The sequence below is a fragment of the Rothia sp. HMSC065D02 genome (genome assembly GCF_001815285.1).
In the GTDB taxonomy this organism is placed as follows: domain Bacteria; phylum Actinomycetota; class Actinomycetes; order Actinomycetales; family Micrococcaceae; genus Rothia; species Rothia dentocariosa.
In genome coordinates, this window is record NZ_KV820089.1 from 237228 (window position 1) to 263311 (window position 26084).

A 26084-nucleotide genomic window follows, 5' to 3' on the forward strand; every position below is an offset into this window, starting at 1 on the left:
GTGGGATTCTGTGGGATTTATGAGGGGAATGTAACAGATAAACACAAGCATTCTTAAACTAACGCTTCTCGATCTTCAGCCCTCACGGCATCTCATGCCGAGCAGCAGGTGCATCCTGGAAGAGGCCAGATTTATCGGTACTTTTATGGGTCTCTGCTTTTGAGCCCCTCAAGATTCCCACCAGAATTACCGTGAATCCGCACAGCGGAGCAGCCCCGAGGGCGAGCTCGGTACGGCTCACCACATCCAGCGACACGTGCAGCAGGAGCAAGGCCAACGCAGCCGCACAAACCCAACCGCTCACATATAAACGGTGCATATTCAAGGCAATAGCCAGATTTCCGGCGAGCACAAGCAAGGCGATAATCGCGGATTCGAGGGTCAACATAGCAAGCATCAATCCGGGTGCAAGACCGGCATATTTAGAGTAGAAAATGTCAAAGAGAAAAGGTCCGATAAGATAGGCAAGCAGTGCACCGAAACCGCCGATTCCCAGGACCCACAGACACGGGCGTGCTAAAGCGCGCAGTGGGTGATCTTGGTGCTTTAAGAAAGCCGATATGGCGACCCCTTGAAAGGCCTGAAGCGGCATCATAATCGGCGAACGTGTAACACCAATAGCGGCAACCAAGGCATTGAACTGTGCGCTTTGATCCTGCGTTGTGAACTGTAAGAAAAAGGGGAACGCCGTCATAAGAATCGATGCACCGGCGGATGAAAGCATGAGCATCACAATATTTCGTGCATACCGCCGCGAACTAACATCAATGCTCGCGTGCCAGACGCGCCGCCCGGTACGTGAAAATACGACGCACGGAAGCCAGATCAGCGAGGCAACAACCACGGCGGTCTCAAATCCGAGCAGGTGCCACGACAACGCTACCGCCGCCAGTGTTGCCGCCAAACGTATCAGTGCCTCACCACTGCCTAAAGCGGCGTAAAAATACCAGGAATCCCGCCCTGCGGATGCGCCACTAACCGCAGCATAGACGGCGTACATTACGACGCCAAACGCTATCAGTACAACACTCATCTGCGGGTAGGTGGGGAAAGCGGAGAACCACAGCGGTGAAGTCATGACGACGATCACGGCAATACCCAGACCTAACAGGGCTGCCACGGCGGAATATGAAAGTCTATTGGTGTGTGTTCGTGATTCCGGATTCTGCAGAAGGGACTCCCCGACTGCCCGCGTTGTCTCCTGCTGAATAGCGCCGGTTATGCCGTAAATTCCGAACACGAGAGGCCAGAATGCGGACTGAAACTGCCTAAACTCACTGTGCGATAAAAAGTACGCAGCAATAACCGATATAGCAAACGTTGCCGCAGCCGCTATAACCGAGCTGAGGAATATTGCGGCAGATTGATATGCGGTAACGGTTTTGTGGGCCATAGTTTCCCTTAAAGAACTCTATCGAGTTCAGCTCCACCTGGGCGTTCTTCACACACTACGCTGCATCGATATACACATTCTCGTGAAGAAGTCTTCCTGAAGCAACCGTATCACGCGGTTTAGCCCTCGCGATGCACCACGGCATGCGCGAAGGATTCCAGTGCCGCCTTCGCGGTAGAATCCGGCAGCGGTGCAATGGCTGCAATCGCGCGATCCGCCCAGTCATAGGCTATCTGCCACGCTTCCTGCATGACCGGATGCGCGGCGAGCGCGGATACGGCAGCGGCAAGCGCCTCGTCAGAGCTCAGGTCTGCCTCAATGAGCGTTCGAACCTGACGGGCTGATTCGTCCCCGGCCTCTGCGGCACGGTTGAGCAGAATGGTCGGCAGGGTCGGCACGCCCTCACGCAGATCGGTGCCCTGGGTTTTCCCGGAGGATGCACCATCGCTGACAATATCGATCACGTCATCGGCGAGCTGGAATGCCACGCCCACGAGTTCGCCGTAGGTGGCGAGCATCTGAATAACCTCTTCGGAGGCGCCCGCCAAGAGTGAGCCGTACTCCCCCGCCGCCGCGATCAGCGAGCCGGTTTTCCCCTCGATCACGGCGATATAGTGGTCGAGAATATCCTGGTTTTCGCGTACACCGGTTGTTTCGTAGAGCTGCCCCAGCACTAGGCGTTCGAAGGTTTGTGCCTGAATTTTCATGGGTCGCGTGCCCAGATCGGAGACCAGCAGCGAGGCACGCGAGAAAATGAGGTCACCCGTCAGGATGGCGACGGAATTTCCCCAAATGGTCTGGGCGGTATCGACTCCGCGGCGTTTGGGCGCATCGTCCATCACATCGTCGTGGTAGAGGGTCGCCAGATGGGTGAGTTCGACGACCACTGCGGCCTCAATCACGTCGTCGTTAATCTGTCCGTCCACAGCGGCGGCAAGCAGAGTCAAGAGGGGACGCACGCGCTTTCCACCGGCGAGCAGTAAGTGTCGGGCGGCAACATCGGCGAGCTTATCGGTGTAGCTGATAGCCTCGGCAAGCCGCTCTTCAATCCGCGCCAGCGAGGTAAGAATCTGGGGGCCAAGCTGCGGGTCGGACGCAATGAGCTCAAACCCGGCGGGCAGGTTGAAATCGAGTCCTGCCATCAGGTCGGTGGCTGCAATGGATTGCTCTGAGGTGCTCACGATGCCTTCTTCGGTGTGTTGGTGCGTAGCTGTATGCTGCGTGTTGCTCAATGATGATGTGCTGAGTGTTAGTTTTGGGGTTTGAAGCCACGGTGAATGGCAACAATTCCGCCGCTGAGATTACGATATTTGACATCCTGCCAGCCCGCCTGTGCGAACTTGTGGGCAAGGGTTCTCTGATCCGGCCAATCGATAATCGACTCCGCCAAATATACATAGGATTCCGGGTTCGAGGAGATCGCGCGCGCTACGGGCGGTATCGCCTTCATAATGTATTCCTTATACACCTTACCGAAAGGGGCGAAGGTTGGGGTTGAGAATTCCAGTACCACGATGCGCCCGCCGGGCTTAGTAACCCGGTACAGTTCGCTTAGCGCACGGAGGTAATCCGCAACGTTACGCAAACCGTAGGACATGGTGACGGCATCGAAGCTGTCGTCCTCGAAGGGAAGGTCGGTAACGTCCGCTCGCACGAAGGTCATATCGGGGCGGCGTTTGCGCCCGACCTCCAGCATCCCTTCGGAAAGGTCTGCGGCGATAACATCAATCCCGGCGTCAGCGAAAGGCTCAGATGAGGTTCCGGTACCGGCGGCAACGTCGAGGACCTTCTGCCCGGGATGCGCATCCACGGCGGCGACGGTCTGCTTGCGCCAGTAGATGTGCCGTCCCAGCGACAAGATGCCGTTCATCAGATCGTAGCGCTTTGCGACGGTGTCAAACATGGCGGCGATATCGCCGGTCTTCTTGTCAAGGGTTGCGCGGGTACCCTGAACATTTTTCTCTACGTTGCTCACGCCTTCAATTGTGGCATGTTCTACCGCCCGTGGGGTAGTTGAGCACCTCCTGATGCGTCATCTGAGGTGGCGAACACTTTAACTCACGAAAATATGCACTCTTGTGCCCGGTGTTGCGCACGTGCAGCACGTTTCTCCCGCCGCCCGCCACGGCGCGACAGTATTCCTGGTTTTATGCATACTATGCATACATAATTCTTCATTTACTCAGAAAAATAGTGAATATTTATAGGCATACTTGCATTCTTTATCGCACAGGTGCACAATGGAAAACATCAAAATTTTCTACACACGGAGCACACCATGTCGATTTTCACCGCAAAACCCAACCTCAAAAAGTCCCTCGCACTCCTCGCGCTCGCACCCCTCGTCCTCACCGGATGCGTCTCAACCGCATCCGACGGCGAAAATGGAGAAGTAAACCTTATCAACAACGGCGTCCTCACCGTCTGCACCAACACCCCCTACATGCCCTTCGAATACGAAGAAAACGGAAAAATCGTAGGTATCGATGCAGATATCGCAAACGCTATCGCCAAAGACCTGGGCGCAGAAGCACAACTCACCTCCATCAGCTTTGAAGGCCTCGATTCGGGCACCGGACTCACCAGCGGACAATGCGATATTGCTCTCGCGGGTATCAGCGTGACCGACGAGCGGAAATCCAAGATGGAATTCACCGATGTCTATTTTGAAGACAATCAGGCAATTCTGGTCCCCAAAAACTCTAAGATCTCCTCCGTCGAAGATCTTAAGAACGCCAAAGTAGGCGCTCAGCAGGCAACCAGCGGCGAATCCTACGCCAAAGAAAAAGGTGCGGATGTTGTGCAGTACGAGGACAACGAGCTCATGTTCTCGGCATTGAAGACCGGTCAAGTGCAGGCCGTCTCGGCAAACCTCTCGGTTATTTCTGAGGCGCTAACCAAAGACCCCGGCTCTTTCAAGATCGCCTACCAGACCTCGGAAAACGCCGACCAGATTGCCGGTGCAGTAGCCCCCGAGAAGAAAGCCCTGCTAGATAAAGCAAATAAGACAATTCAGCAGCTCAAGTCCAGCGGCGAACTCGATAAGATCAAGGAAAAGTGGACCAAGGCTAAGTCTTCGCCCTCATCCGCATCTTCATCCAGCGCAAACTAACCGCGATTAGCGCGGTGCGCGTTCGTTCGCTCACGTGCACCGCGCATCCTGAATATCACGATAAACACAGACTACGTTAGTGTAACGATGGCACAGAATAAACTATCTCCCCGCAAAAAACAGGCGATGTTCCGGTACTCCCAGTACGCTCTGCTGGCGGTTATCGCGGTTCTTATTATTGCCCTTGCCGACTGGAAAACGCTGTCCAGTCAGGTATTCAACCTTGAGGTTGCGCAAAAGCAGTTCCCGAACGTTATTACGGTAGCGCTCAAGAATACCCTGATCTACACGGCCCTGGGTTTCGCCGTGGGTCTAAGCCTTGGTCTTATCCTGGCACTCATGCGTATCTCATCGATCGCACCCTATCGGTGGCTGGCTACAATCTATGTCGAAATTTTCCGTGGCATTCCGGCGCTCTTGGTGTTCTTTGCCTTCGGTTACGGCATTCCCCTAGCCTTCAAAATCCGGTTTGTCGATAACCTCATTCCGGTAACACTCTCCCTTGGACTGGTGTCCTCTGCCTATATCAGCGAGGTGCTGCGTGCTGGACTACAGTCGGTTCCGAAAGGTCAGTATGAGGCGGCACGGTCGCTGGGCATGTCGCACACCCGGGCGATGCTCTCGGTAATTATTCCGCAGGCATTCCGCATCGTGCTCCCCCCGCTGACTAACGAAGTTATTCTGCTGACTAAGGATTCCTCGCTCGTGTACCTGCTGGGTGTACAAATCGCGCAGTACGAGCTGGCGAAATTCGGGCGTGAAGGTATTACCGCATCCGGCGCAGGGCTCACTCCCCTGGTGGTCGCGGGCCTGTGCTACCTGATTATTACCGTGCCGCTGGGGCAGCTATCCGCATATTTTGAGAAGCGCACGGGCGCATCACGCAAGTAACCACGACAAAGACTTTGGGAGATTGTCATGACTGACACAGTAACATCGGCGGCATCGGTGAGCATCACGGGGCTACACAAGTCTTATGGCAAAAACGAGGTGCTGCGCGGTATTGATATTCAGGTTGAACCGGGCGAGGTCGTCTGTCTGATCGGCCCTTCGGGATCGGGTAAATCAACGCTTCTGCGATGTGTAAACCTGCTCGAAGAGCCCAATGCGGGAACCATTACCGTGGGCGGTGTCGAGGTAACCGATCCGGATGCCGATATTAACGCCTTGCGCACCCGCATGGGCATGGTGTTTCAGCAGTTTAACCTGTTCGGACATCTGAGCGTGCTTGATAACTGCACGATTGCTCAGATTAAGGTCTTGGGGCGCGATCGTGCAACGGCAGAGAAGATTGCCCGCGAACAGCTGGCGAAAGTGGGGCTGGCAGATAAGGAAAATGCCTACCCGAGTAAACTTTCGGGCGGCCAGCAGCAGCGTGTGGCGATCGCTAGGGCGCTGTCGATGAACCCCGAACTCATGCTCTTCGACGAGCCGACAAGCGCGCTCGACCCCGAAATGGTGGGCGATGTCCTTACGATTATGCGTGATCTCGCCGACGAAGGTATGACGATGATCGTGGTGACCCACGAGATGAGCTTCGCCCGCGATGTCGCCGATAAGGTCGTCTTCATGGCAGATGGCGTGGTCGTCGAAGAGGGACCCGCTGAGCGGGTGATCGGCAGCCCGCAACATGAACGTACCAAAACATTCTTAGCGCGTGTGCTTGATCCCACCCACGTGGATGAAACCCCCGCAGATCAGGATGCGGCAGCAAACGCCTAGTCCGTTTGCCCTGTTTCAGACCAGCCCCGCAGATACGTTTTCCTCCAAGTGCTCCGTGAGGAAGGTATCTGCGGGGTTTTTACCGTTTCACAGAAAACCTGCTCATAACAGCTTTGCCTGTTGGGGAGAATATACGACAATGTCCCGTATCCGTCGCTGAATACGGGACATTACCGTGCTTAAAGGGATTTATTTATTTCTAAGGCGTTGTGCCCTAGACCTGTTCAACCTCAATAGTGATATTAGGCTCCGGATGTGATTCTCCGGTCAGCATAATGACCATCAGGGTCGAGTCTTCGAGTGCCGTGACCGAGTGCAACAGCTTTGCCGTGGTGTGGATGATTTTACCGGGTTCCAGAATAATACTCTGCCCCTTGGCGCTGTAATCAACCTTGCCTTTAAGCACCTGCACAATCACCGGATGTACACTGTGGTGTTCGTGCCAAGATTGACCGCCTGCCAGCTCCATTAGGGTGATGCTGCCACCATCGGCATCAAGAAGTTTCTTTGCCTGCGGCTTAGTCTCAAAGGGGGTAAGAACTTCGGTGAGCTGTGGGAAAACAATCACACGCCCTTCGTGAGTACCCGCCATGAGTTCTAACCTTTCGCCGATGATGGTTGTTCTTTTAGGATACGAACGTCCTAAAATCTGCATGAACTGTACTAAATTCTATGCCTGTGTTAGGGGCTAGGCAAAAAGTGAGGCATATATTTCATAACGTGATACGAATACGTCCTTAGTATTCCCACACGCGCGTATAGGGAGAAGATACCTGGTTACGCGGGCGCAGAAGCCGCACCAGTATCGCCGTGGTGCCCGTGCTAACCGCCAAAATCAGGCAGGTTGAGGCAACGAACACTCCCCCGGGCATGGTGGAAAACATGGTGACCGCATACATCGCGACCGCGCAGAACGAGAGGAACAGGCTTGCAATCGTCAGCAGAGGCACCGCGATGGCTCCCACCACGCGAGGGGTCGGTGCGTTAAATTCTGCACGGCGCAGGTACCGAAGAACGCCCAAGCCGAGAACGGTCCAGAGAGCAACTACCAAAATCGCGCTGATAACATCCGCTGGGCGATGCCAGCCGTTAATAATGGTAGATGCGCCCGTAGCGCAGGTCGCCATCGCCGCCAAGACCGCAATCGTGGGTCGAAGCGCGCGAGGCGCTGCGATAAACAGAGCGGCGCCCGCAGAAGCGGCGAATGCCGTGTGCCCGCTTGGTGCGGAGTTCAAGAGGGCTTCCTGAATACCGAAATTAGGTTTGGTGACCACATAATTCTTGAGAGCGTGGACGCTCAAACACGCGCCCGTGCCCGCAAGAATACCCACGATAGCGGGCAGGATACGGTGCTTCCAGATCAGCCCAATAATAATGCCGATCACCGCGATTACGCCGGTAATCGTCGGCAGGTTATCGAGCGCCGCCAGGGTGGGACGCTGGTATTCCGCGAACTGGCTGGCATATTCGGTAAACGCATTTTCGTCGAGCTGCTGCCCGGTACGGCTGTAGATGAAGAACTGGAGCGTGGCGTAGAGCAGAGCACCGAACAGCACCATAACGCCCAGGTGCTGCGCCACAACCTTGGTACTCGGCGGATCATTAGGAATGGGGGCTTCTACGGGAACGCCTGCCCCGGGGGCCGCAGGGTTCGGGCGAGCGCCGTATCCGGCATAGTTCGCGGCGCTCATCGTCGGGTTAGCGGCGTGGGGATGCGCGGCGGCATTGTACTGCGGCGTGCCCGGGGGCGTGGTCTGCATACCGGGAGCACCCGTTGGCATGGCGACCGTGGCAGGGTAATCAGCCGAAGGGGTTATATCCGGCTGCACACGGGTTTGCGGCTGGGCGGCACGCGTGTGCTGAACGTAGTGAGCACGCGGATCCTGCGATGCGCTGATGGCTTCGGTTGGAGAATCGTCAAGAGCGTCGAGGGCTACTGTGTCAGAGCTTTCACGGGGTTTAGGCGCCTCGTGCGGGTTCGGGATGGCGCGGGTTGCGTCCGTATCTGGTGAGGAAGATGGCAGATCCTGAAGGTTCAGAAATTCGGTCGCATCATCATCGGTTTCATAGGAAGATTGGATGCTCGATAACGGAACCGTCGCATCGGCATCGGCACTGTCGTTATCGGCTAGAGTCTGAGGAGATAGAATACGCGTAGCATCATCCGTGTCATTCGAGGTACTGGTATGGCGAGGAACATGACCACGCGATGTGTGAGGACCCTGTGACATACTTTTTCCCTCCAAAATGTCTGTGATGCGGTGTCTGTAAACACGACATAGAAAACACTATCTCAGGTTAAGCTATGAAAAATACGTGTTTTCTAAATTCCAAGCTGGGAGTTTACCGAGAATACCTTAAGGAGAAACGCCATGTCATCCGTGCCGCCGCTAGGATACGGGTTCATCACTGAGGGCTTAGCTTTGCCGCCGTTAGAGCAGGTTTTACGCGCCGTTCGAGTGGTTGATATTCCCATGCGGGTGACCTTCCGCTCAGTCAATCGGCGCCAGAGTGCGCTGATACAGGGTCCCGCCGGATGGGGCGAGTTCGCGCCGTTTTTAGAGTATGACGATCATGAGGCGGCGGCGTGGTTAGCCTGTGCGTTAGAGTCTGCCTGGCTGGGGGCGCCGCCCGTTCGACGAACCACTATTCCGGTGAACGCGACCCTTCCCGCGGTGAGCGCCGAGCAGGTTCCCGAAGTGCTGAACAACTATCGTGGAACCATCCACGAGCTTAAAATCAAGGTTGCTGAGAAGGGGCAGACTCTCGACGATGATATTGCCCGCGTTGCGGCGGCGCGGTGTGCCCTCCCGAATGCACGGTTGAAGGTGGACGCTAATGCGGGGTGGAGCGTCCCCGAAGCTCTCGAAGCCCTTGCGGCGCTGAACGAGTACGATCTGCTTTATGCCGAGCAGCCCGTCGCCACGGTTGATGAGCTTGCGCAGGTGCGTGCCCTGGTGCGCGAGCACGGCCTTTCGATGCTCATCGCCGCCGACGAATCCGTACGTAAGGCTAGTGACCCTCTCAAGGTGGCGCAGGCGCACGCCGCCGATGTGCTTATCGTCAAGGCGGCGCCTTTAGGCGGGGCTCGGCGCGCACTAAAGATCGTTGAACAGGCGGGTTTACCCGCGGTGGTGTCTTCGGCGCTGGAATCTTCCGTAGGTATTGCAACCGGTGTGTCTTTGGCGGCGGCTCTGCCGAATCTTCCCTATGCGTGCGGGCTGAGTACGGTCTCGCTGATGAGCGCCGATGTGACCGAAAATTCGCTGCTTGCTCGCGACGGCGAGCTCGAAGTGCGACGGGTTACGCCTACGGAATCGGCACTGAGGTGCGTTGAAGCAGAGGGCGAAGTGCGGGATGCCTGGATGGAGCGCATCCGACGGTGCTACCTGGTGCTTCAAGAAGCCTTGCCCACGAGTCTTTAGCCAGGTATGTTCTGAACGTTCTGGTCAGTGTTCTGGGGGCTAACTGCCCGTTTAGGGAACCCATATTCTTCACACGCCCAAACACCGGTCTAGAATAGACGGGTGACTGAAAACCCCGACTGTGCCAACACCGTTCAAACTCCCCCCGCTCCAGACTCCATGCTCTCCGCCGTCGCCGTGCTCGATTCCCTGATTCGCGCGGGCATGCGGCATGTGGTGGTTTCCCCAGGTTCTCGAAGCGCCCCCTTGGCGTATGCGGTTGCGGCGGCCGAAGAGGCAGGTGCGTTGGTTGCCCACGTGCGCGTTGATGAGCGCGTGGCAGCGTTTACGGCGCTGGGTATCGCGAAGGCTTCGCGGCTGCCCGTGGGGTTAGTGTGTACCTCGGGAACGGCGCTGGGTGAGTATCTGCCCGCCGTGATGGAGGCTTACCATGCCGGGGTTCCACTGGCGATCATGAGCGCAGACCGTCCCGTAAGGCTGCGTGGAACCGGTGCTAATCAGACGACGATTCAAACCGATTTTTTCTCTCCCTTTGTGCGCGCAAGCGCTGATTTGACCTCATACCCCGAACATAATCCTGGGCAGCAGACCGCCGATTTTATGGCATGTTTAGCGGCGCTGACCGGCAGCGATGCGCAGGATTGGTCGCGCGCAAGCGATGAGCCCGTGGGGCCAGCGCATATTAACGTGTGTTTCGATACCCCGCTCACACCTTCGGCTCGGACAGCCGAGATTCTTCCCACCTGGGCCGCATCGCTTGCCGAGCATATTGCCCCGGGGGCCGCATCATACCCCACTGACCTTGAACCTGCGCGGCTGAGCACTGTCGAGAAGCTTTGGCTGATACAGCATGAACAGGTGGTTCAGACCTCGCCGCTTAAACCCGAAGACGCACCAGACTGCCCGAAAACGGTGGTGATCGCGGGAGACGGTGCCGGGCCGTTCGCCGCCGAGTTTGCCCGCGCGTTGAATCTGCCGCTACTGGCGGAGCCTTCTTCGCAGGCGCGGCACGGCGCTACCTCGATTCCCCAGTACACGACGGTGCTCGGGGAACATGCGGCTTCCGAGCTGGGGCAGAGCATCGAGCGAACTATTTTATGCGGGCATCCCACGCTTTCGCGCCCTATTTCTGCGCTTTTAGCGCGTACCGACGTACAGCATGCTTACTATGCGCCTCGGCGCGCCAGCTGGTACGAACCCGGCACCCGTGCCGTTCGCGAGATTGATTCGCCCGCCGAACTTGAAGCCTTTGCGCTTATGGGATCGGGCGTGCGGGCCGATGATACCTGGCTTGATGCTTGGGTCACTGCCGGTCAGCGAGCTCAGGAGGCATCGCTCACGTCGATCGAAGCCTATCGTTATGCCGAGTCTGAAACAGTGCAGCCGCAGACCTCTGCTCCATCCGAAGAATGTCACCAAGACGGTGCACATACTTCTCAGCCTGCTAGAATTCCCGCTCAGGCGCTTGCACTCCAAACCTGGAATACATGCGCACAGCAACATCGAACCCTTGTCGTCGGCTCGTCGAGTATTGTGCGCGATCTAGATATTATCGCCCCCGCTCTTGGTGCCGATGCGCCCGCACGGGTTCTCGCAAACCGCGGGCTTTCCGGCATTGACGGGCTTATCGCAACGGCTGTCGGTGTTTCTTTAGCGGGCTACTACCCCACCGGCAACGCACGCACGGCTGTCGATGCTTCCGCCCATGTGGCGGGCGCGCCGATTCCGGTTACCCTCATATGCGGCGATTTGACCTTTCAATACGATATTTCTGCGCTGAACCTGCCCATGACTGAGCTTCTGCCCGATCTTGACGTCGTCGTCTATGACGACGCCGGAGGCGGCATTTTCACCGCGCTGGAACACGGCACTCTTGCGCAGAATCCACAATTTACCCGCGCCATCGAGCGGTTCTTCACGGTTCAGGCGGCACCGAATACGGATTTGGAACGCATGGCGGCGGGCTTCGGTGAGGAGTCGGGTATTCGGGTGCGCATTCACCGCCCGAACGATATTTTCGATACCCAAGCTTAGGCTGCGCCTTACCCCTTCTAAGATTCGCAGAATAAGACCTCCGCACAGGGACGCACCATAACCTCGAAATGGTACGTACCCTATGCAGAGGTTTTCAGAAATTCTTATGAATATGACAATATATGTCATACCCAGTCGTCATATGTCTGCGCTTATGCTAGTGCAGGCTGCCAATCGTGATAGGACCGGTGTATCCGGTGGTTTCAGAGCTGTCGGTAGGCACTTCGGTACCGTCAAGCTGTGCCATACGATCTAGCAAGAACCGGGTAGGTCCGGGTGCGTACGGCAGGTGGTACATGGCGGCGGTGGTACTCGCATCATTCGGGTCAATAGTCGAATGGCGAATAGCGTAAATAGCCTTCTTCATGGTTTCCTGAAAACGTTCCACAAAGTCACGCTCTACGGGGTCGCCGCAGCCAGGCACATAGACGCGGTAACGATCAAGCTCAAGAAGCGCGCCTAGGGTCTCTACCCAACGATCGGGGAAAGAGTCTTCAAAGGATGGGTCGGTCCCCTGCTCCAGCAGACCGCCCGTAAAGAGCACGTCGTCGATGCCCACCAAGATATCGCCCTCGGTATGGCCGGGACCCAAGTAGATGAGGGTTGCCGAGCGCTCCCCCAGATCAACCGGGGTAAAGGTAATGCCTTCCCCGCTTTGGGCAACCAAATGATTTGGCACCACGATATCGGTTGCCGCTCCCTGGTGGTGTGCCATCTCAGGTTCTAGGGTCTCCACATACAGGCGCTGCCTATCTCCGTACTTCTTGATAGCGCGTGCCGCCCGTGGGTGCGACCAAAACTCTTCGGTGCCCATAGCCGCAAAAACGTCGTTCCCGAAGTAACGCTCGGGGTGTGCGTGCGTATTGACGACGACGAGGGGCATACGGGTAATACGACGAACCTCATCATAAATTTCGGTTGCCTGTCGAGGTCCTGCACCGGTATCGATCACGAGTGCTTTCTCAAGACCGAGGATGAGTCCGGTATTTAGACAGTAGTTATCGGTTGCAATACGATAAACACCGTCCGCTAGTTCAATCGTGGTTGCCATACTTCTAACGGTACTCGACTTTAGCGTCAGATACGGAATATTTTTATAAAGGTTTAATAACACACTTGCGAATGTTTATCACGAAGTTCCCCGTGAGGTTGTTATTATTTTGTTATTTTTTGCCGCATCCTATGGCGTGAGGCACTTTTAGAGGTACCGCTAGGATTAAAACCATGAGCTTACGCAGCACCACCACCCAGGATTCTTTCACAATGCACGATCCTGCTTCAGTAGGCGCAGGCAGGTACGCACCGTCCCCCTCTGGAGACCTACATCTGGGCAATCTGCGCACCGCAATTCTCGCATGGCTTCTCGCGCGACAAGAGGGGCTACGCTTTGTAATGCGCATCGAAGATCTCGATCGCGTGCGCCCCGGCGCCGCCGAACAGCAGCTCGCCGACTTAAAATCTTTGGGGCTCGATTGGGATGCAACGCCCGGCGAAGACCCGCAGCGCCACGACCATGTTTTACGCCAGAGCACACGACTTGCCGCCTACGATGCCGCCGTGCAGAAGCTCCAGGATGCGGGGCTGCTCTACGAATGCTATTGCACGCGCCGCGAGATTTTGGAGGCAACCTCAGCACCGCACGGCATCCCCGGCTCCTATCCAGAGACATGTCGCAATCTGAGTGATACCGAGCGTAAATCTCGCCGTGAGATACGCCCTCCCGCCCTGCGTTTGCGCGCCGAAATCAGCGAATTTACGGTACAGGATATGTTTGCCGGTGAGTACACGGGCGCCGTCGATGACGTGGTGGTTCGCCGCAATGACGGCACCTACGCCTACAACCTAGCCGTCGTGGTCGATGACCATTATCAGGGTGTAACCCAGGTGGTGCGCGGAGACGATTTATTATCTTCCGCTCCGCGCCAGGCATACTTGGCAGCACTCCTGGGGTATGAACCGCCCCACTATGCCCACGTCCCCCTAGCCCTCAACACGGAAGGTAAGCGTCTAGCGAAACGCGACGGCGCGGTAACGCTGAGACAGCTTCGGGATGCAGGGTTTGCAGAGTCCGATATTTTGGAGTGGATTCGCGCCTCCATTCCCATTCTAGATGCCCCACAGTTCCCGAAATCGGCGCAGGATTTTCTGGAATACTTCGACCCTAAAGCCATGAGCCCCAAGCCGTGGATCATTACAAATCCTTTAGATTTATAAGAAGCAAAAGCATCACCACACGCTACCCGTTCACGTTGTGGTCAAAGCAACCTCAAGAGCCGCGAATTTTCGGGGTCGTTTCGTCAAAATTTCCCACATAAAACCACGCTTTACCACGGCATACCTCGTTTGATGTGAATATATATTCAGTAGTATGCAAACACGCTGAATGCATTACGAGTTGGTAAATCCATTCCGAGAGGTTAGACTGTATCCCAAGCCACTCATAAAGTCATAGAGTTGCGCATAATTACACAGATAGTTACGTGACGGAATCCCAACCACTAGATAGGAATGAGAGATGACCGACGGTACGTTCCAAGTCATCGCACTGGCGATTTACTTTATCGCCATGATTGTGATTGGTCTGTGGGCAAACAGTAAAAACAACGACCTTGACGACTATGTGCTTGGAGGACGACAGCTCTCCCCCACCGTCGCGGCTCTCTCGGCAGGCGCCGCAGATATGTCCGGCTGGCTCCTGATGGGTCTGCCCGGCGCTGTTTATTTAGCCGGTCTTTCCAAATCATGGATTGCTATCGGTCTGACAATCGGCGCATGGGTCAACTGGAAATATATTGCACCCCGTCTGCGTACCTACACCGAAGTCGCTGGCGATGCCGTTACCGTCCCTGTGTTCCTCAGCAACCGACTGCACGATAAGTACAATATTCTGCGTATTTTTGCAGGCATCATTATCCTCGTCTTCTTCACCTTCTACGTCTCCTCCGGCATGGTTGCTGGCGGTAAATTCTTCGAGTCTTCCTTCCACCAGAACTACCTCACCGGTATGCTTCTCGTCGCCGGTATCACCATGTTCTACACCTTCTTCGGCGGGTTCATGGGTGCCTCCTACACCGATATGGTGCAGGGTCTTCTGATGCTCGCCGCGTTGATTGCTGTGCCGATCGTGGCTATTACCAATATGGGCGGACTCGACCACGTCACGGATGCCGTCGCCAACGTTCGCCCCGACGCCCTGGGACTTTTCGCGGGAACTACGTTTATCGGCATCGCTTCGGCGCTCGCCTGGGGCCTAGGCTATTTCGGACAGCCGCATATTATCGTGCGTTTCATGGCCCTGCGCACTCCCGAAGATGCGAAAGCCGGGCGTCGCATCGGCATGAGCTGGATGCTCCTGACCGTGGTAGGCTCCATCAGCACGGCGTTCGTGGGCGTAGCCTACTTTGCAACCCACCCCGAAGTTTCTCTCACCGATAAGGAAAGTGCGGAGACAGTCTTCCTGGATCTCGCGCAGATTCTCTTCCACCCCTTTATCGCCGGCATGATTCTGGCTGCCGTTCTCGCGGCTATTATGTCCACGCTATCCTCGCAGCTAGTGGTCTGCTCCTCGGCTCTCGTGGAAGATCTTTACGGTGTCTTTGTGAAGAAGAAGCTCAGCTCAAACCAGTCACTCTGGCTTGGACGTGCGGGCGTAGCGATTGTGGCGGTCATCGCGACTCTCATGGCGCTCGATAAGAACAACTCGATTCTCTCGCTCGTGGAGTTCGCATGGGCAGGCTTTGGTTCGGCCTTCGGCCCAATCGTGATCCTCTCGCTGTACTGGCGCAAGCTCACCCTACCGGGCGCAGTCTCGGGCATGGTCGTGGGTGCTGTCGTCACCTTCTTCTGGCGCCAGGTCTTCAACCTCACCGAAACGATCGATGTTTACGAGATGATCCCCGGGTTCTTCCTAGCCTTCCTGGTGACCGTCGTGGTCTCGCTTGCAACCTATGAGAAGAACGAGGAAATTGAACAAGAGTTCGATAAGGCCGCAGAGCTCGCCAAGGCTGGCTAAGGTCTGAACTTCTGCTCACAGATTTGCCCCGACCCGCGCATTACGGATCGGGGCAAATTTTTAATATTTTCAGCTCTAGCCTCTGTCTAGGGACTAATTCACGCGGCTTTTAGAGCGTGCCCGCCATCAGTTCCTGGCACCATTTCTGGATCGGGTGGCTCACCTCCAGCAAGGCTCTGCGCAAGATGCGGTACGTTTTCGCATCCGTAGCGTCATCAACGTTGAAGAGTTCTTGCTCAATCTCGTAGCGCGGCTCTCGCAGCTGGTCGAGATGCTGCAATTCGTCCAGCGTCAGCACGCGCACCACCCCATAGTTGTACCCCGTGTGCTCGTTATTCTCGGGAACATACACGCTCCGGGCGAAAGAGGGGCTGTCCTCCTCAAAAATCGTGTTCTGAAAGTTCGTGGTGTCGAGATACGCCGAATCCTCAAGATTGACGGGGCCGGCAAAATGCGAATCGGAGAAATCGACGGAATCGTTATAGATAGAATCCCCGAACGTGGCCTCCTGCAAATAGGTCGAATGCCAGAACCATGCCCGACCGTAATAGACGCTCTTGCTCAGGTTCGCCCGCCCGCCATAGGTGCACCGGTCAAGATCGGCGAAGGTCGCGTAGGTGCTCAAGAATAGGTCTGCGCCGCGCCTGTAATCGCAGTTCCCCAGGCTTGCGTGACCCACGTAGGTGCAGCAGGCAAGATCAGCGTGCCCCTCATAAATACTGTCGTTCAGGGCAGCCTCACCCCAGTACACGTTGTAACTCAGGCTGGCGTTGGCACGGTACACGGACTCGCTGAAATCGACGTTCCCGCGGTAGTTGCAGAAGCTCGCGTTAACCCCTCCGTTGTAAGTCGAAGCGCTGAAATCGGCCTCTGTGTAGTAAGCGGAATTGCTGCAATCTAAATACCAGGTGTAGGTGGAACCCGAAAAATCGGCTTCAGCGTAGTAGGTGCACCCGCGCAGGTTCAGACGCCCCTCCCATTGCGAGCGCCCAAAGCTAACCGGATAGAAGAACACGCTGCCCGAAAAATCGAAGGAGAGGCGGCTCCACGGCCCCGGTCCCTCGTAGCGGGGCATAACCCGCAGGTGAATGGTATCGAGAACGGTTTGGCAGAACCGCGCCTCAGCACGAAATTCGGCTTGTTCGGCGCGGAAACGTGCCTTTTTCTGCGAATCCCAGCGTTTCTTTGGTTCTCGGTTCAGCCGCATGTAGTCTTTATGCCTGGAGGCGGGCAGGAATGGGGCATAGATGCACGCGCAAAACGTATCGATAATAACCTGTGCCTCGGCAAGGCGCTGTTCTTCGGGGGCGCGCTCATCCGCAAGCCATTCATCGGCAAGACGCACCAGAGCGTTAAACCCTCCCACGCGCGTGGCAAATCCGCTCTTCCCTAAAAGCGCGGTCGCCGCCGCATACCGTTCATGCCGCATTGCATGAAGGTGGATGAGGGAATCATCGGGTGTTGCAGAAGTTCGCGACGTGTACTCTGACATATTCTTCTGTCCTTGGTGGCTGGGCGGGCATAAATAGGCTCTTCCAGCATCTTATAGCAGGAGTGGATGCGCAAGGAATATGAACGTGACATGTTTCGTCGTGTTTGCCACGATATCGGGTAAACACACGACAAAACCCTTGAATATGGCGCCCAGACCTGCAATATTTCTTCAAGGAATCAACGGGTTTTATCGGGGAAATGTGCGTACACTGACATCTGCTTCGCGGTTTATCGCTTAAGGGTGACGGGAGTATCCTCTTGGGTCTGGAGCATAGGCGGGTTCATACTGCGTAAAATAGGGGGCATGACTGTTACGTTCCCTCCCCAGGTTTCCGATATTTTCAACCCGCAGCACTGGCGCATCGTTGAAGGGTTTGAGGATTTTACCGATATCACCTACCACCGCCAGGTGCAGCGCGACGAGACGGGTGAAATCCTGCGCGACTTGCCGACCGTACGCATCGCTTTTAACCGGCCCGAGGTGCGTAACGCCTTCCGCCCGCATACTGTGGACGAACTCTACCGGGCGCTCGATCATGCCCGCATGACCTCGGATGTAGGCACTGTACTTCTGACCGGGAACGGCCCCTCCCCCAAAGATGGCGGGTGGGCGTTCTGCTCGGGCGGCGACCAGCGCATCCGCGGGCGCGATGGCTACCACTACGCCAGCGGCGACACCGCCGAATCTATTGACCCTGCACGTGCCGGGCGGTTGCATATTCTGGAGGTGCAGCGCCTGATTCGTACCATGCCCAAGGTCGTGATCGCTCTGGTCTCCGGGTGGGCTGCGGGCGGCGGGCATTCCCTGCACGTGGTTGCGGACTTGACCATTGCTTCCGAAGAGTACGGCAAGTTTAAGCAGACCGATGCGACTGTTGGCTCTTTCGACGCGGGCTACGGTTCGGCGCTTTTGGCGCGGCAGGTTGGGCAGAAGTTTGCGCGCGAAATCTTTTTCCTTGCCAAAGAGTATGATGCGCAGCGCATGTACGAGATGGGTGCCGTTAACGATGTGGTGCCCCACGCAGAGTTGGAAAACAAGGGTCTGGAATATGCGGCTCATATTGCCCGGCAGTCTCCGCAGGCTATTCGCATGCTCAAGTACGCCTTCAATCTGCCCGATGACGGTATGCTCGGGCAGCAGGTTTTCGCAGGCGAAGCAACCCGCATGGCGTATATGACCGACGAGGCTGTTGAGGGGCGCGATGCGTTCCTGCAAAAGCGTGATCCTGACTGGTCGAACTATCCCTACTATTTCTAGGGTTTCACACGTTGCAGAATAACCGTTCTATTGTGTCGGAAGGCCCCCGCAATCCCCGTAAGTCCCGGGCGGATAGCGGCGAGGTAGACACCGCGATAAGCACATTCCCCGGTTCACTCACGCCGCTTCCTGCCCCGCACAAGGATGCGCTGCATCCGCACGCGGTCATCCTCAGCGCCGATGAGCCCGCCGATCCGCAGGAGATTCTGCGCGCCTTCGAGCGCTCTCTCACCGGGGACTTACTGAACAATGCTCGCGATAATCAAGACCCGCGCGGGCAAACACAAGACCCGGAGTCTATTGCGCTCGTGGTGGGCACCTCCGGGTCCACGGGTGCACCCAAACAGACGGCGTTAAGCGTACGGGCGTTGCGGGCATCCGCTCGGGCGACCGAGAGGTTTTTTGCGGATTACCCTTCATCTGGTTCGGCGAAGCAGCGGCGGGCAGTTTCTGAGGACCCTGCGCAATGGCTTCTCGCCCTGCCCGCGCACTATGTGGCGGGAGCCCAGGTTCTCGCCCGGTCGGTGCTCGCCGGAACGACGCCGGTAGTTGCCGCATCGATCACCGACGGGGTTAGTTTCACACCCGGGGTCTTTCTGAACGCCGCCGAACGGCTCAGCTGCGCCCGCCGGTTCGTTTCTCTTGTGCCCACGCAGGTGCATAAGCTCCTAGAAGCCGCCGAAGACAGCCCCGCACTGGGATCAGAGATTTACGATGCGCTCGGTCAGTTTACCGGCATCCTGCTTGGCGGTGCCCCGGCGAGCGCGTCCCTGCTGAAGGCAGCACGAGAGCTTGGGCTGAACGTGGTCACCACCTATGGCAGCGCAGAAACCGCCGGTGGGTGCGTCTATTCGGGGGTAGCGCTGCCCGGGGTGCGGCTGCGTGTGGTTCCCGAGGACGCGGGTTTATTAGACAGTTTTGTGGCGAGTTCTGCTGCGGATGCCGGGCAGAACGGCGACTCTGCGCCAGGGCACACCAAGAATACCGGGCGCGTTTGGCTTGGTGGTGAGCACCTTGCCAGCGGGTATATGGGCGATAACGCGCGCACCGCATCGCATTTCTTCGTTGATGCCGACGGGTGCCGGTGGTACCGCACCGACGATTACGGCTCGCTCACCCCCTCTGCCCCGAATGCGCCAGAGAACGATGGAGCCCCGATGCTGAACATTGTTGGGCGCTCCGATGATGTGATTATTACCGGAGGGGTCAAGGTTTCCGCTCGGGCAGTTGCCGCCGTTCTTGAAAGCCATCCGGCGGTGCGTGAAGCTGCGGTCATGGGCATTCCCGATGCGCACTGGGGCTCGGCGCTGGCTGCCGCGATCACCCTGCGGGGCGCATCCGGGGCGCAGAGTGCACCCGATGCTCCCCGGGCTACATGCGATATACTGCGTGAGTTCTGCACCGACAAGCTGGGTGTGGCGGGTGCCCCCAAATTCCTGAGGATACTCGCCGATTTTCCGACCGCGAGCACGGGCAAACCCGACCGGCGGGCTATATACAGTATGCTGTACAGAGAATACACAAATACGAGGGGCTAAAGACCCCGCCAAGAATCAGTTTTCGCACGCTCGCTATCGGAGGGATCACCGTGGCAACACCCGCAGAGTGGATTGAAGGCGCACGCCTGCGCACCTTACCGCTTGCCGTCGCCCCTATCATCGCCGGATCAGCCGCAGCGTACGAGATTGATGCTTTCAAACCTTGGTATGCATTTTTAGCGTTTTTGGTGGCGTTCTTTCTACAGGTCGGGGTGAATTACGCAAACGATTATTCCGACGGTATCAAAGGCACCGATGAGGGCAGGGTTGGCCCGATGCGCCTCGTCGGTTCCGGCGCGGCAAGCGCGAAATCTGTCAAATACGCCGCGTTTTTGTGTTTTGGCCTAGCCATGTGTTCCGGTTTGATTCTGGTGGCGTTGGCAAACCAGTGGTGGTTCTTGGCGATTGGCGCCTCCGCGGTCTTCGCCGCTTGGGGGTATACCGGCGGTAAACGCCCCTACGGTTATATGGGTTTGGGCGATATTTTCGTGTTTGTCTACTTCGGACTGGTCGCCACCTTAGGTACCCTCTACACGCAGTCTCATGAGCTGACGGTAACCGGGTGGGTGTCTGCGATAGCTATCGGACTCATATCCTGCGCCCTGCTCATGGCAAATAACGTGCGCGATATTCCGACCGACCGTGAATCCGGTAAGCTCACGCTGGCGGTGCGGCTTGGGGATTGGCGAGCGCGCATCGCCTATTGTGCGGAAATGCTGATAGCACTTCTTTTAGGGGCTTTTGTGGTTCCACATAATCCCTGGTTTTTGGTAACTTTTATTCTTCTAGGACCCACCGTTCATTCTTGCGTAACGGTTTTGTTTAAACAGGGACCGGCGCTTATACCCGTACTCAAACAAGCAGGAATTGTTGCACTAATCTACAGTATTTTAGTTGCTATTTCAGTATGGCTACATGGATTAAATCTATTGAGTAATACCGTTGAGGTTTTTACAGGGTATTAAGAATACGCACCACTTTGCCGAAAACGCCCTGAACTCTGTTTTTACCGCTTATTCCCGCCATCCTACCAGCATCTCCCCCACACTAAAAAGGCTCCTTATGCGAATAAAGAAATTTTTCTAACGTTTCATTCACATAAAGATTCTCTTTATACCCACAGGGAATGTGGGATGCTGCGGACGGATCTCACATGTTCCCACATCGTGAGTTTTTCATGACATAATCTATACCTTTTCTGCATGTCATATTGACATTTGAAAAAATCTTTATTTACATTAATGGTAATTTCAAGTGTTGACATATCATTCACTCAATTACATAGCGACTCTTGAATCACCACTCTACCCACCTGAAAGGACACTTTCGTGCGCCATTCACTTCAGGGTGCCGTGCAGCGTGCACCCTTTTTTCTTGCAGCATCTTTGCTTGTATCGACAAGTTTTATCCCCGCGAATGCGGTTTCTACCCCTAACGACTCCGCATCGTACACCCACACCGTCTCTGAGAGAAGCGATGATTCCGCTTCCGCAGTAGCACCTCTCAGCGACGACGTTCTTAACGCCGATCCCCAGGCATCGGTTGTGGCAGGTCAGGAAGGCGAGAACCCGGGGGCTATTCCCGAGGGAGACCCGCGAGTCATTACCTATTGGACGACCGAGCGTATGGAAAACGCTATTCCTGCAGATAACGTAGAGGATCCCCAGCAGGAGATCAACAATGCCGTCTCTCAGATGGAGACTGAAGAGCAGAATCCCGAGGTCGTTTCTCAGGAGGAAACCAACGAGTCCGGTGAGGAATATACCCCGCAGACTCTCACTCAGGAAGCTGACGAGCCTGAAACCACCGCTGAGTCTGTAGACCCCGTTCTGCCCGAACAGAAGAACGCACGCAATGGTGTGCAGCTTCAGGGTGCATCCAAGGTAACGAACTTCTCGCACACCAACGGCAAGATTTTCTACACCGATGCCAGTGACGGTAAAAACTATGTATGCTCCGGTGCTGCGATCAACACTCCCACCAAGCGTACCGTGGTAACCGCCGGTCACTGCGTGCACGGTGGCAAGAATAAGACCTGGCACCGCAACATCGTGTTTGTTCCCGGCTACAACCGGGGCGTGCGCCCGCATGGCACCTTCAGCGCGCAGTACCTGCGTGTTGCCAACGACTGGGTTCAGTACGGCCAGCCCACGGGCGGTACCGGCGACAGCTACAAGCACGACGTTGCTTTCATCAAGACCAACACCAACGAGAAGGGTCAGCTCCTCGTGAATATGGTAGGCGGGCACGGTTTGAACGTGGATCGCAGCCCCATCTTCGAGAGCACCGTCTTCGCATACCCCGGGAACAAAGAGTCTGGTACAGTTATGCACGCCTGCTGGGGCAACACCCACACGATCCGCATTACCCCCTACTACTTCCCCACTCTTTCGGGATGCGAGTTCGCGGGCGGATCCTCAGGTGGCCCGTGGCTTGCCGACTACAATAATGTGACCGGCCTGGGCAAGGTCCAGAGCGTAACCTCGTTCGCAACTAATAACAATACGTCCGTCTCGGGTGCGATCTTCGACCGCCCCGTCTGGGACATCTACCAGAAGGCAGCTAAAGACTAAGGCTGCCGAGCAGGTGGTTTTTGGTCGAGCGGGTAGGAGAACACTACCTGCTCGGATCGAAAACAACCTGCTCGCCACCTGATACACATAAGATGCGGCATCCCACGCCCCTGCCACCGCCGGGTGGATTTGGGACTGGGATGCCGCATCTTTGTTCTATGGAGGCAGATTTAGCACTGATGGGAGAATATCTTAGAAGTCTTCGCCCGAAACCTTCTTATGCTCATCGACGAGCTGATCTTCGAGCGTGCGGTTCTCCGCTTCATCTTTGTTTTTAATGGTGGGGGCGCGTTTGAAAATTTTACGCATATCCGCGCTAGCGGCGGCGTGAAGTTTGGGAAAGAAAATATACGCCAGGGCGAAGGCGCATAGAATAGCGGCGGGACCAGCAATAAAAATACCCGCATCTATCAGCATAAAAAGGTAAAAGAGTACTACGACGAGGCCGAGCCGCAGCAGTGTGTACTTGAACAAGTTCATAACATCCAGTGTATCGGGGTTGCAATAAGCCCCCAAGCAAACGAGATGCGGCACGCCGGGAACGTCACAGATTATTTGACAGTTTTCATTGTTGGTTATGCTCAGAGTGTGTAACACTAGAGACTATGATTCGAGCCATGATGATTATTGGTGCTTTCGCCCTGGTGGTGGGGCTAACTCTATATACTCTCTTGGATGCGCTGCGCACGCATCAGGACCAGATGCGTACCTTCCCCAAATGGCTATGGATTATTGCGGTGATCTTTTTCCCCGTTGTAGGTCCTCTCCTGTGGCTTCTGCTGGGCCGTCCGCGCGCCGTGCGAGCCCCTAAAACGCAGCAGGGCGGCGGGTTCACGGGTTCTCGGCGAGGAACACCGCCACCGGCAACATCTTCACCCGACGACGATGAAGAGTACCTGCGCTGGCTCAAGACGAAGGCCGACCGTCAGCGACGTTCCCGCGAAAAGGATGCGGGCACCGGACCCGCGGACAACGGCACGGGTGAACGCTCTGACGGCGAGAATGACGGGTTCGGTGAGAAAGGTAGTTCAAAATAGGTTCTAGGACTCATTAAATATCTTGCGACTTACGGGAGTTTTCTCTACTGCGCGACGCTACCGAAGTCGCTCCATCAGACAACGCCACCAAACCAGCATTCACAACAAATATCCGTAGATTAAAATATGACAAAAAAATTTAATAAATAATAAATCACATAAAACCACTCTTAAAAATTATTTCTGTGTGTAAAGACGCAAACTTTTCAAAGTGCTATGCGCGGTTTCTTCAACCAAAGCTACCCAATCACTACCTATCCCATAAGCAACCCACCACGGAGCCACCAACAACACCACCGGATAACCCCACACCCACAACACACCCAGAACACTCACCACCAACAACACACCATAAACCCACCCCGGAACCTGCCACCCCAACACACGCTTCACCAACACCGACACCGCCACCCCGGTTATCGTCACCACCACCACAGGAAAAATCATCGGAGACGGATCATACCCCTTCCAATGCATCGCCGGAATACCCACCGCAAAAAAACCAACCATACAAAAAAGTACTAGACATAAAAATGACACATAAATAGCAGAAATCTTATCCTCCCGTTCTTGTGCCTCTACCTCCCGAACCTCAAGCTCCGCAAGAAACACCTCCAACTCATCCGACGACATCCGACTACGACGCCGCAACTCCAACAACTGATACAGCAAAACCCCCGGATACAACCCCGTCACCACAGCAACAAACCCAAACATAGACGGAAGATTCCACGGATACGGCAAAATCCCCACCACCAACATCCCCACATGAGGAGACGCCAACCAAATCAGCTGCGACACAGTACTAGCATTCAGAAAATAAAAAAGACACCCAGTATAAACCATCCCAAACACAGGAAACAACAGCACATACCCATAAAACAACACATTCTCACCCACCGGAAGAGAACGCGAGGTCTGCAGAATAAACCCCAGCAAAGGCCACCCGATCAAAAACTGAGAAATCCCAATAAAAATCCCAGAACTCCACCAATCAATCGCAGCCAACCACTCTTTCCGAACACCCAAAAACATCTCGCCCTCCCCCACCATGCTCTCACCATCCTTCCGCGAATAAGACCCCAACTACACCAACAGCAAACCTTACAAGTAAGTTACCCAAGCATACATTTTCCCCAGAACCGCATAATCACACCAATTGCTAAAGATAGAAAGCATAAACCTACTAAAAATCAAACTAGAATTTAATCAGAATAAGTATACTCTAGAAAAAATAAACCAACTATTCATGCCATTTTTGTAAAAACTAGATATTATATTTTTATTCCATTAAAAATATGCGTCAGATGTTCAACTCTAGACTTATCTTGTGATATTACCCAATTTACGATGTATAGTATCCTTAACCAGCCCTAGCCAACCCTCTCCCATCCAAAAAGCAACCCACCATGGAGCCACCAACAACACCACCGGATAACCCCACACCCACAACACACCCACCACGCTCACCACCAGCAACACAGCATACGCCCACCCCGGAACCTTCCACTCCAACACACGCTTCACCAATACCGACACCGCCATACCGGCTGCTGTCACTACCACCGCAGGAAAAATCATTGGGGACGGATCGTACCCCTTCCAATGCATTGCCGGAATACCCACCGCAAAAAAACCAACGATTACAAAAAACATTAAAAATAATAATGATACATAAACATCAGCAGTCTTTTCTTCGTATTGCTCCTCGCGAGCCTCCCGAGCTTCATGCTCACGCTGATACTCCTCCACCTCTTCCGGAGACATCTTCGCCACACGATACAATTCATAATAATTATTCAATAAAATACCCGGATATAATCCACACACTACAGATCCAAAACCGAGCATCGACATACCACGAAAAGGCATCGGAAAAAGACCAAACAAAAACATAAAACCAAACGCAACAGGCAACATCCACCCTAACGCCCGCCGCGGATGCAAAAACCGAAACAAACAAAAATTAACCGCAATACCTATAAACGGCAAAGAAAATAAAACCACATAAAATAGCGGATTAGAACCCACCCTAGAATTTGACGATGCAATTCGCACCACTAATTCCACAATAGGCCACCAAATCAACACCTGTACCACCAAAGCCCAAAACGGGCCCCAGCCCCAATACACACAATCCCGTATACGCACCCGTTTCACTTAATCACCACCCACAACCTCAGTGTTTAAATCGTCTTGAGACAAACCCTCAACTACTCCCTCATCAAGATTCTGCCCCTGCGTCAGACCCTCCTTAGGCTGTGCATCAGCAGGAATATAAACACCCTCAACGGGATACACATACTCAGGCTCTCGCACGTTCTCTGGCTTACGAACATTTTCAGGAGCCTGAACGTCCTCCAACTCTTGTATATTTTCCGGCTCCTGAATATTCTCAGGCTCCAGAACTTGAACCTGGCCACCGGACATACCAAAACCATCAGAATCAACACTCAAAGGAACCGGAGAAGGACCAGGAGACGGCA

23 protein-coding genes are annotated in these 26084 nt (G+C 55.2%); 12 read left to right on the forward strand and 11 right to left on the reverse strand.

All coding sequences use genetic code 11. The features are described 5' to 3' along the window. Positions 1-82: 82 nt before the first annotated feature. The 3 genes from HMPREF3016_RS05175 to HMPREF3016_RS05185 all read right to left on the reverse strand — a co-directional run bounded on the left by HMPREF3016_RS05175 (position 83) and on the right by HMPREF3016_RS05185 (position 3368). Positions 83-1393: a hypothetical protein gene (locus HMPREF3016_RS05175; RefSeq protein WP_070740685.1), complete on the reverse strand. Its 1311-nt coding sequence runs from the start codon at positions 1391-1393 to the stop codon at positions 83-85. 119 nt (positions 1394-1512) lie between these two features. Beyond that, positions 1513-2574, reverse strand: coding sequence for a polyprenyl synthetase family protein (locus tag HMPREF3016_RS05180; RefSeq protein WP_070740688.1), 1062 nt, complete (start codon positions 2572-2574; stop codon positions 1513-1515). A gap of 68 nt (positions 2575-2642) precedes the next feature. Beyond that, complete coding sequence (locus HMPREF3016_RS05185) at positions 2643-3368, reverse strand: demethylmenaquinone methyltransferase (RefSeq protein ID WP_070740693.1); 726 nt, start codon at positions 3366-3368, stop codon at positions 2643-2645. Between the two features lie 303 nt (positions 3369-3671). Here HMPREF3016_RS05185 and HMPREF3016_RS05190 point away from each other — a divergent pair, with 303 nt between their 5' ends. The 3 genes from HMPREF3016_RS05190 to HMPREF3016_RS05200 all read left to right on the forward strand — a co-directional run bounded on the left by HMPREF3016_RS05190 (position 3672) and on the right by HMPREF3016_RS05200 (position 6227). Further along, positions 3672-4505 (forward strand): ABC transporter substrate-binding protein, encoded by an 834-nt coding sequence (locus HMPREF3016_RS05190; protein WP_070740696.1) that lies wholly within the window; start codon positions 3672-3674, stop codon positions 4503-4505. A gap of 87 nt (positions 4506-4592) precedes the next feature. Next, positions 4593-5396, forward strand: coding sequence for an amino acid ABC transporter permease (locus tag HMPREF3016_RS05195; protein ID WP_070740699.1), 804 nt, complete (start codon positions 4593-4595; stop codon positions 5394-5396). A 27-nt stretch (positions 5397-5423) separates the two neighbouring features. Beyond that, positions 5424-6227 carry an amino acid ABC transporter ATP-binding protein gene (locus HMPREF3016_RS05200; protein WP_048753661.1) on the forward strand — a complete coding sequence of 268 codons (804 nt, stop codon included), beginning with the start codon at positions 5424-5426 and terminating at the stop codon, positions 6225-6227. A gap of 214 nt (positions 6228-6441) precedes the next feature. On the opposite strand, the gene HMPREF3016_RS05205 is transcribed toward HMPREF3016_RS05200, so the two are convergent. Both HMPREF3016_RS05205 and HMPREF3016_RS10955 read right to left on the reverse strand, forming a co-directional pair. Beyond that, positions 6442-6819 carry a cupin domain-containing protein gene (locus HMPREF3016_RS05205; protein ID WP_238382373.1) on the reverse strand — a complete coding sequence of 126 codons (378 nt, stop codon included), beginning with the start codon at positions 6817-6819 and terminating at the stop codon, positions 6442-6444. Positions 6820-6964: 145 nt separating this feature from the next. Next, positions 6965-8458, reverse strand: coding sequence for a phosphatase PAP2 family protein (locus HMPREF3016_RS10955; protein ID WP_141757704.1), 1494 nt, complete (start codon positions 8456-8458; stop codon positions 6965-6967). Positions 8459-8599: 141 nt separating this feature from the next. Here HMPREF3016_RS10955 and HMPREF3016_RS05215 point away from each other — a divergent pair, with 141 nt between their 5' ends. Next, positions 8600-9652 carry an o-succinylbenzoate synthase gene (locus tag HMPREF3016_RS05215; protein WP_070740702.1) on the forward strand — a complete coding sequence of 351 codons (1053 nt, stop codon included), beginning with the start codon at positions 8600-8602 and terminating at the stop codon, positions 9650-9652. A gap of 102 nt (positions 9653-9754) precedes the next feature. Continuing rightward, positions 9755-11686, forward strand: coding sequence for a 2-succinyl-5-enolpyruvyl-6-hydroxy-3-cyclohexene-1-carboxylic-acid synthase (menD, locus tag HMPREF3016_RS05220; protein WP_210399783.1), 1932 nt, complete (start codon positions 9755-9757; stop codon positions 11684-11686). 157 nt (positions 11687-11843) lie between these two features. Here menD and HMPREF3016_RS05225 read toward each other — a convergent pair whose 3' ends face one another. Next, positions 11844-12737 carry an MBL fold metallo-hydrolase gene (locus HMPREF3016_RS05225; RefSeq protein ID WP_013397713.1) on the reverse strand — a complete coding sequence of 298 codons (894 nt, stop codon included), beginning with the start codon at positions 12735-12737 and terminating at the stop codon, positions 11844-11846. 173 nt (positions 12738-12910) lie between these two features. Between HMPREF3016_RS05225 and gluQRS the strand changes: the two genes are divergently transcribed. Both gluQRS and putP read left to right on the forward strand, forming a co-directional pair. Further along, complete coding sequence (gluQRS, locus tag HMPREF3016_RS05230) at positions 12911-13900, forward strand: tRNA glutamyl-Q(34) synthetase GluQRS (RefSeq protein ID WP_246828464.1); 990 nt, start codon at positions 12911-12913, stop codon at positions 13898-13900. Positions 13901-14201: 301 nt separating this feature from the next. Next, on the forward strand, positions 14202-15698 hold the full coding sequence (gene putP / locus HMPREF3016_RS05235) for a sodium/proline symporter PutP (protein ID WP_070740705.1): 1497 nt from the start codon (positions 14202-14204) through the stop codon (positions 15696-15698). A 109-nt stretch (positions 15699-15807) separates the two neighbouring features. Here the strand turns inward: putP and HMPREF3016_RS05240 are convergent, their stop codons facing one another. After that, positions 15808-17190, reverse strand: a complete 1383-nt coding sequence (locus HMPREF3016_RS05240) for a hypothetical protein (protein WP_246828465.1) — start codon at positions 17188-17190, stop codon at positions 15808-15810. Positions 17191-17496: 306 nt separating this feature from the next. Between HMPREF3016_RS05240 and HMPREF3016_RS05245 the strand changes: the two genes are divergently transcribed. The 4 genes from HMPREF3016_RS05245 to HMPREF3016_RS05260 all read left to right on the forward strand — a co-directional run bounded on the left by HMPREF3016_RS05245 (position 17497) and on the right by HMPREF3016_RS05260 (position 22561). Next, a complete protein-coding gene (locus HMPREF3016_RS05245; protein WP_070450967.1) occupies positions 17497-18450 on the forward strand; it encodes a 1,4-dihydroxy-2-naphthoyl-CoA synthase in 954 nt (317 codons plus the stop codon). A 32-nt stretch (positions 18451-18482) separates the two neighbouring features. Next, the gene (locus HMPREF3016_RS05250) at positions 18483-19988 is read left to right on the forward strand and encodes an AMP-binding protein (protein WP_246828466.1); all 1506 of its coding nucleotides are present in this window, start codon (positions 18483-18485) and stop codon (positions 19986-19988) included. A gap of 50 nt (positions 19989-20038) precedes the next feature. Then, positions 20039-20953 (forward strand): 1,4-dihydroxy-2-naphthoate polyprenyltransferase, encoded by a 915-nt coding sequence (locus HMPREF3016_RS05255; RefSeq protein WP_070740708.1) that lies wholly within the window; start codon positions 20039-20041, stop codon positions 20951-20953. 363 nt (positions 20954-21316) lie between these two features. Next, positions 21317-22561 carry a trypsin-like serine peptidase gene (locus HMPREF3016_RS05260; RefSeq protein WP_070740710.1) on the forward strand — a complete coding sequence of 415 codons (1245 nt, stop codon included), beginning with the start codon at positions 21317-21319 and terminating at the stop codon, positions 22559-22561. Between the two features lie 192 nt (positions 22562-22753). On the opposite strand, the gene HMPREF3016_RS05265 is transcribed toward HMPREF3016_RS05260, so the two are convergent. Then, positions 22754-23041, reverse strand: coding sequence for a DUF4229 domain-containing protein (locus HMPREF3016_RS05265; RefSeq protein ID WP_004005418.1), 288 nt, complete (start codon positions 23039-23041; stop codon positions 22754-22756). Between the two features lie 125 nt (positions 23042-23166). Here HMPREF3016_RS05265 and HMPREF3016_RS05270 point away from each other — a divergent pair, with 125 nt between their 5' ends. Beyond that, on the forward strand, positions 23167-23598 hold the full coding sequence (locus tag HMPREF3016_RS05270; protein WP_070740713.1) for a PLD nuclease N-terminal domain-containing protein: 432 nt from the start codon (positions 23167-23169) through the stop codon (positions 23596-23598). A gap of 177 nt (positions 23599-23775) precedes the next feature. Here the strand turns inward: HMPREF3016_RS05270 and HMPREF3016_RS05275 are convergent, their stop codons facing one another. The 3 genes from HMPREF3016_RS05275 to HMPREF3016_RS05285 form a co-directional block, all read right to left on the reverse strand. Beyond that, entirely contained in the window at positions 23776-24651 is an 876-nt protein-coding gene (locus HMPREF3016_RS05275) for a hypothetical protein (RefSeq protein ID WP_070740716.1), read from the reverse strand. 270 nt (positions 24652-24921) lie between these two features. After that, entirely contained in the window at positions 24922-25629 is a 708-nt protein-coding gene (locus tag HMPREF3016_RS05280; protein ID WP_246828467.1) for a parapinopsin, read from the reverse strand. Positions 25630-25758: 129 nt separating this feature from the next. Continuing rightward, the coding region (locus tag HMPREF3016_RS05285; RefSeq protein ID WP_210399784.1) for a hypothetical protein at positions 25759-26084 on the reverse strand (326 nt) is incomplete at its 5' end.

Excerpts from the sequence above, each read along its gene's own strand:
- HMPREF3016_RS05205 (WP_238382373.1), bottom strand. The coding sequence starts at position 6,819 with ATGGCGGGTACTCACGAAGGGCGTGTGATTGTTTTCCCACAGCTCACC.
- HMPREF3016_RS05225 (WP_013397713.1), bottom strand. The coding sequence starts at position 12,737 with ATGGCAACCACGATTGAACTAGCGGACGGTGTTTATCGTATTGCAACC.
- HMPREF3016_RS05265 (WP_004005418.1), bottom strand. The coding sequence starts at position 23,041 with ATGAACTTGTTCAAGTACACACTGCTGCGGCTCGGCCTCGTCGTAGTA.
- HMPREF3016_RS05215 (WP_070740702.1), top strand. The coding sequence starts at position 8,600 with ATGTCATCCGTGCCGCCGCTAGGATACGGGTTCATCACTGAGGGCTTA.
- HMPREF3016_RS10955 (WP_141757704.1), bottom strand. The coding sequence starts at position 8,458 with ATGTCACAGGGTCCTCACACATCGCGTGGTCATGTTCCTCGCCATACC.
- HMPREF3016_RS05245 (WP_070450967.1), top strand. The coding sequence starts at position 17,497 with ATGACTGTTACGTTCCCTCCCCAGGTTTCCGATATTTTCAACCCGCAG.
- HMPREF3016_RS05190 (WP_070740696.1), top strand. The coding sequence starts at position 3,672 with ATGTCGATTTTCACCGCAAAACCCAACCTCAAAAAGTCCCTCGCACTC.
- HMPREF3016_RS05195 (WP_070740699.1), top strand. The coding sequence starts at position 4,593 with ATGGCACAGAATAAACTATCTCCCCGCAAAAAACAGGCGATGTTCCGG.
- HMPREF3016_RS05275 (WP_070740716.1), bottom strand. The coding sequence starts at position 24,651 with ATGGTGGGGGAGGGCGAGATGTTTTTGGGTGTTCGGAAAGAGTGGTTG.
- HMPREF3016_RS05240 (WP_246828465.1), bottom strand. The coding sequence starts at position 17,190 with ATGTCAGAGTACACGTCGCGAACTTCTGCAACACCCGATGATTCCCTC.
- HMPREF3016_RS05200 (WP_048753661.1), top strand. The coding sequence starts at position 5,424 with ATGACTGACACAGTAACATCGGCGGCATCGGTGAGCATCACGGGGCTA.
- HMPREF3016_RS05175 (WP_070740685.1), bottom strand. The coding sequence starts at position 1,393 with ATGGCCCACAAAACCGTTACCGCATATCAATCTGCCGCAATATTCCTC.
- HMPREF3016_RS05270 (WP_070740713.1), top strand. The coding sequence starts at position 23,167 with ATGATTCGAGCCATGATGATTATTGGTGCTTTCGCCCTGGTGGTGGGG.
- putP (WP_070740705.1), top strand. The coding sequence starts at position 14,202 with ATGACCGACGGTACGTTCCAAGTCATCGCACTGGCGATTTACTTTATC.
- gluQRS (WP_246828464.1), top strand. The coding sequence starts at position 12,911 with ATGAGCTTACGCAGCACCACCACCCAGGATTCTTTCACAATGCACGAT.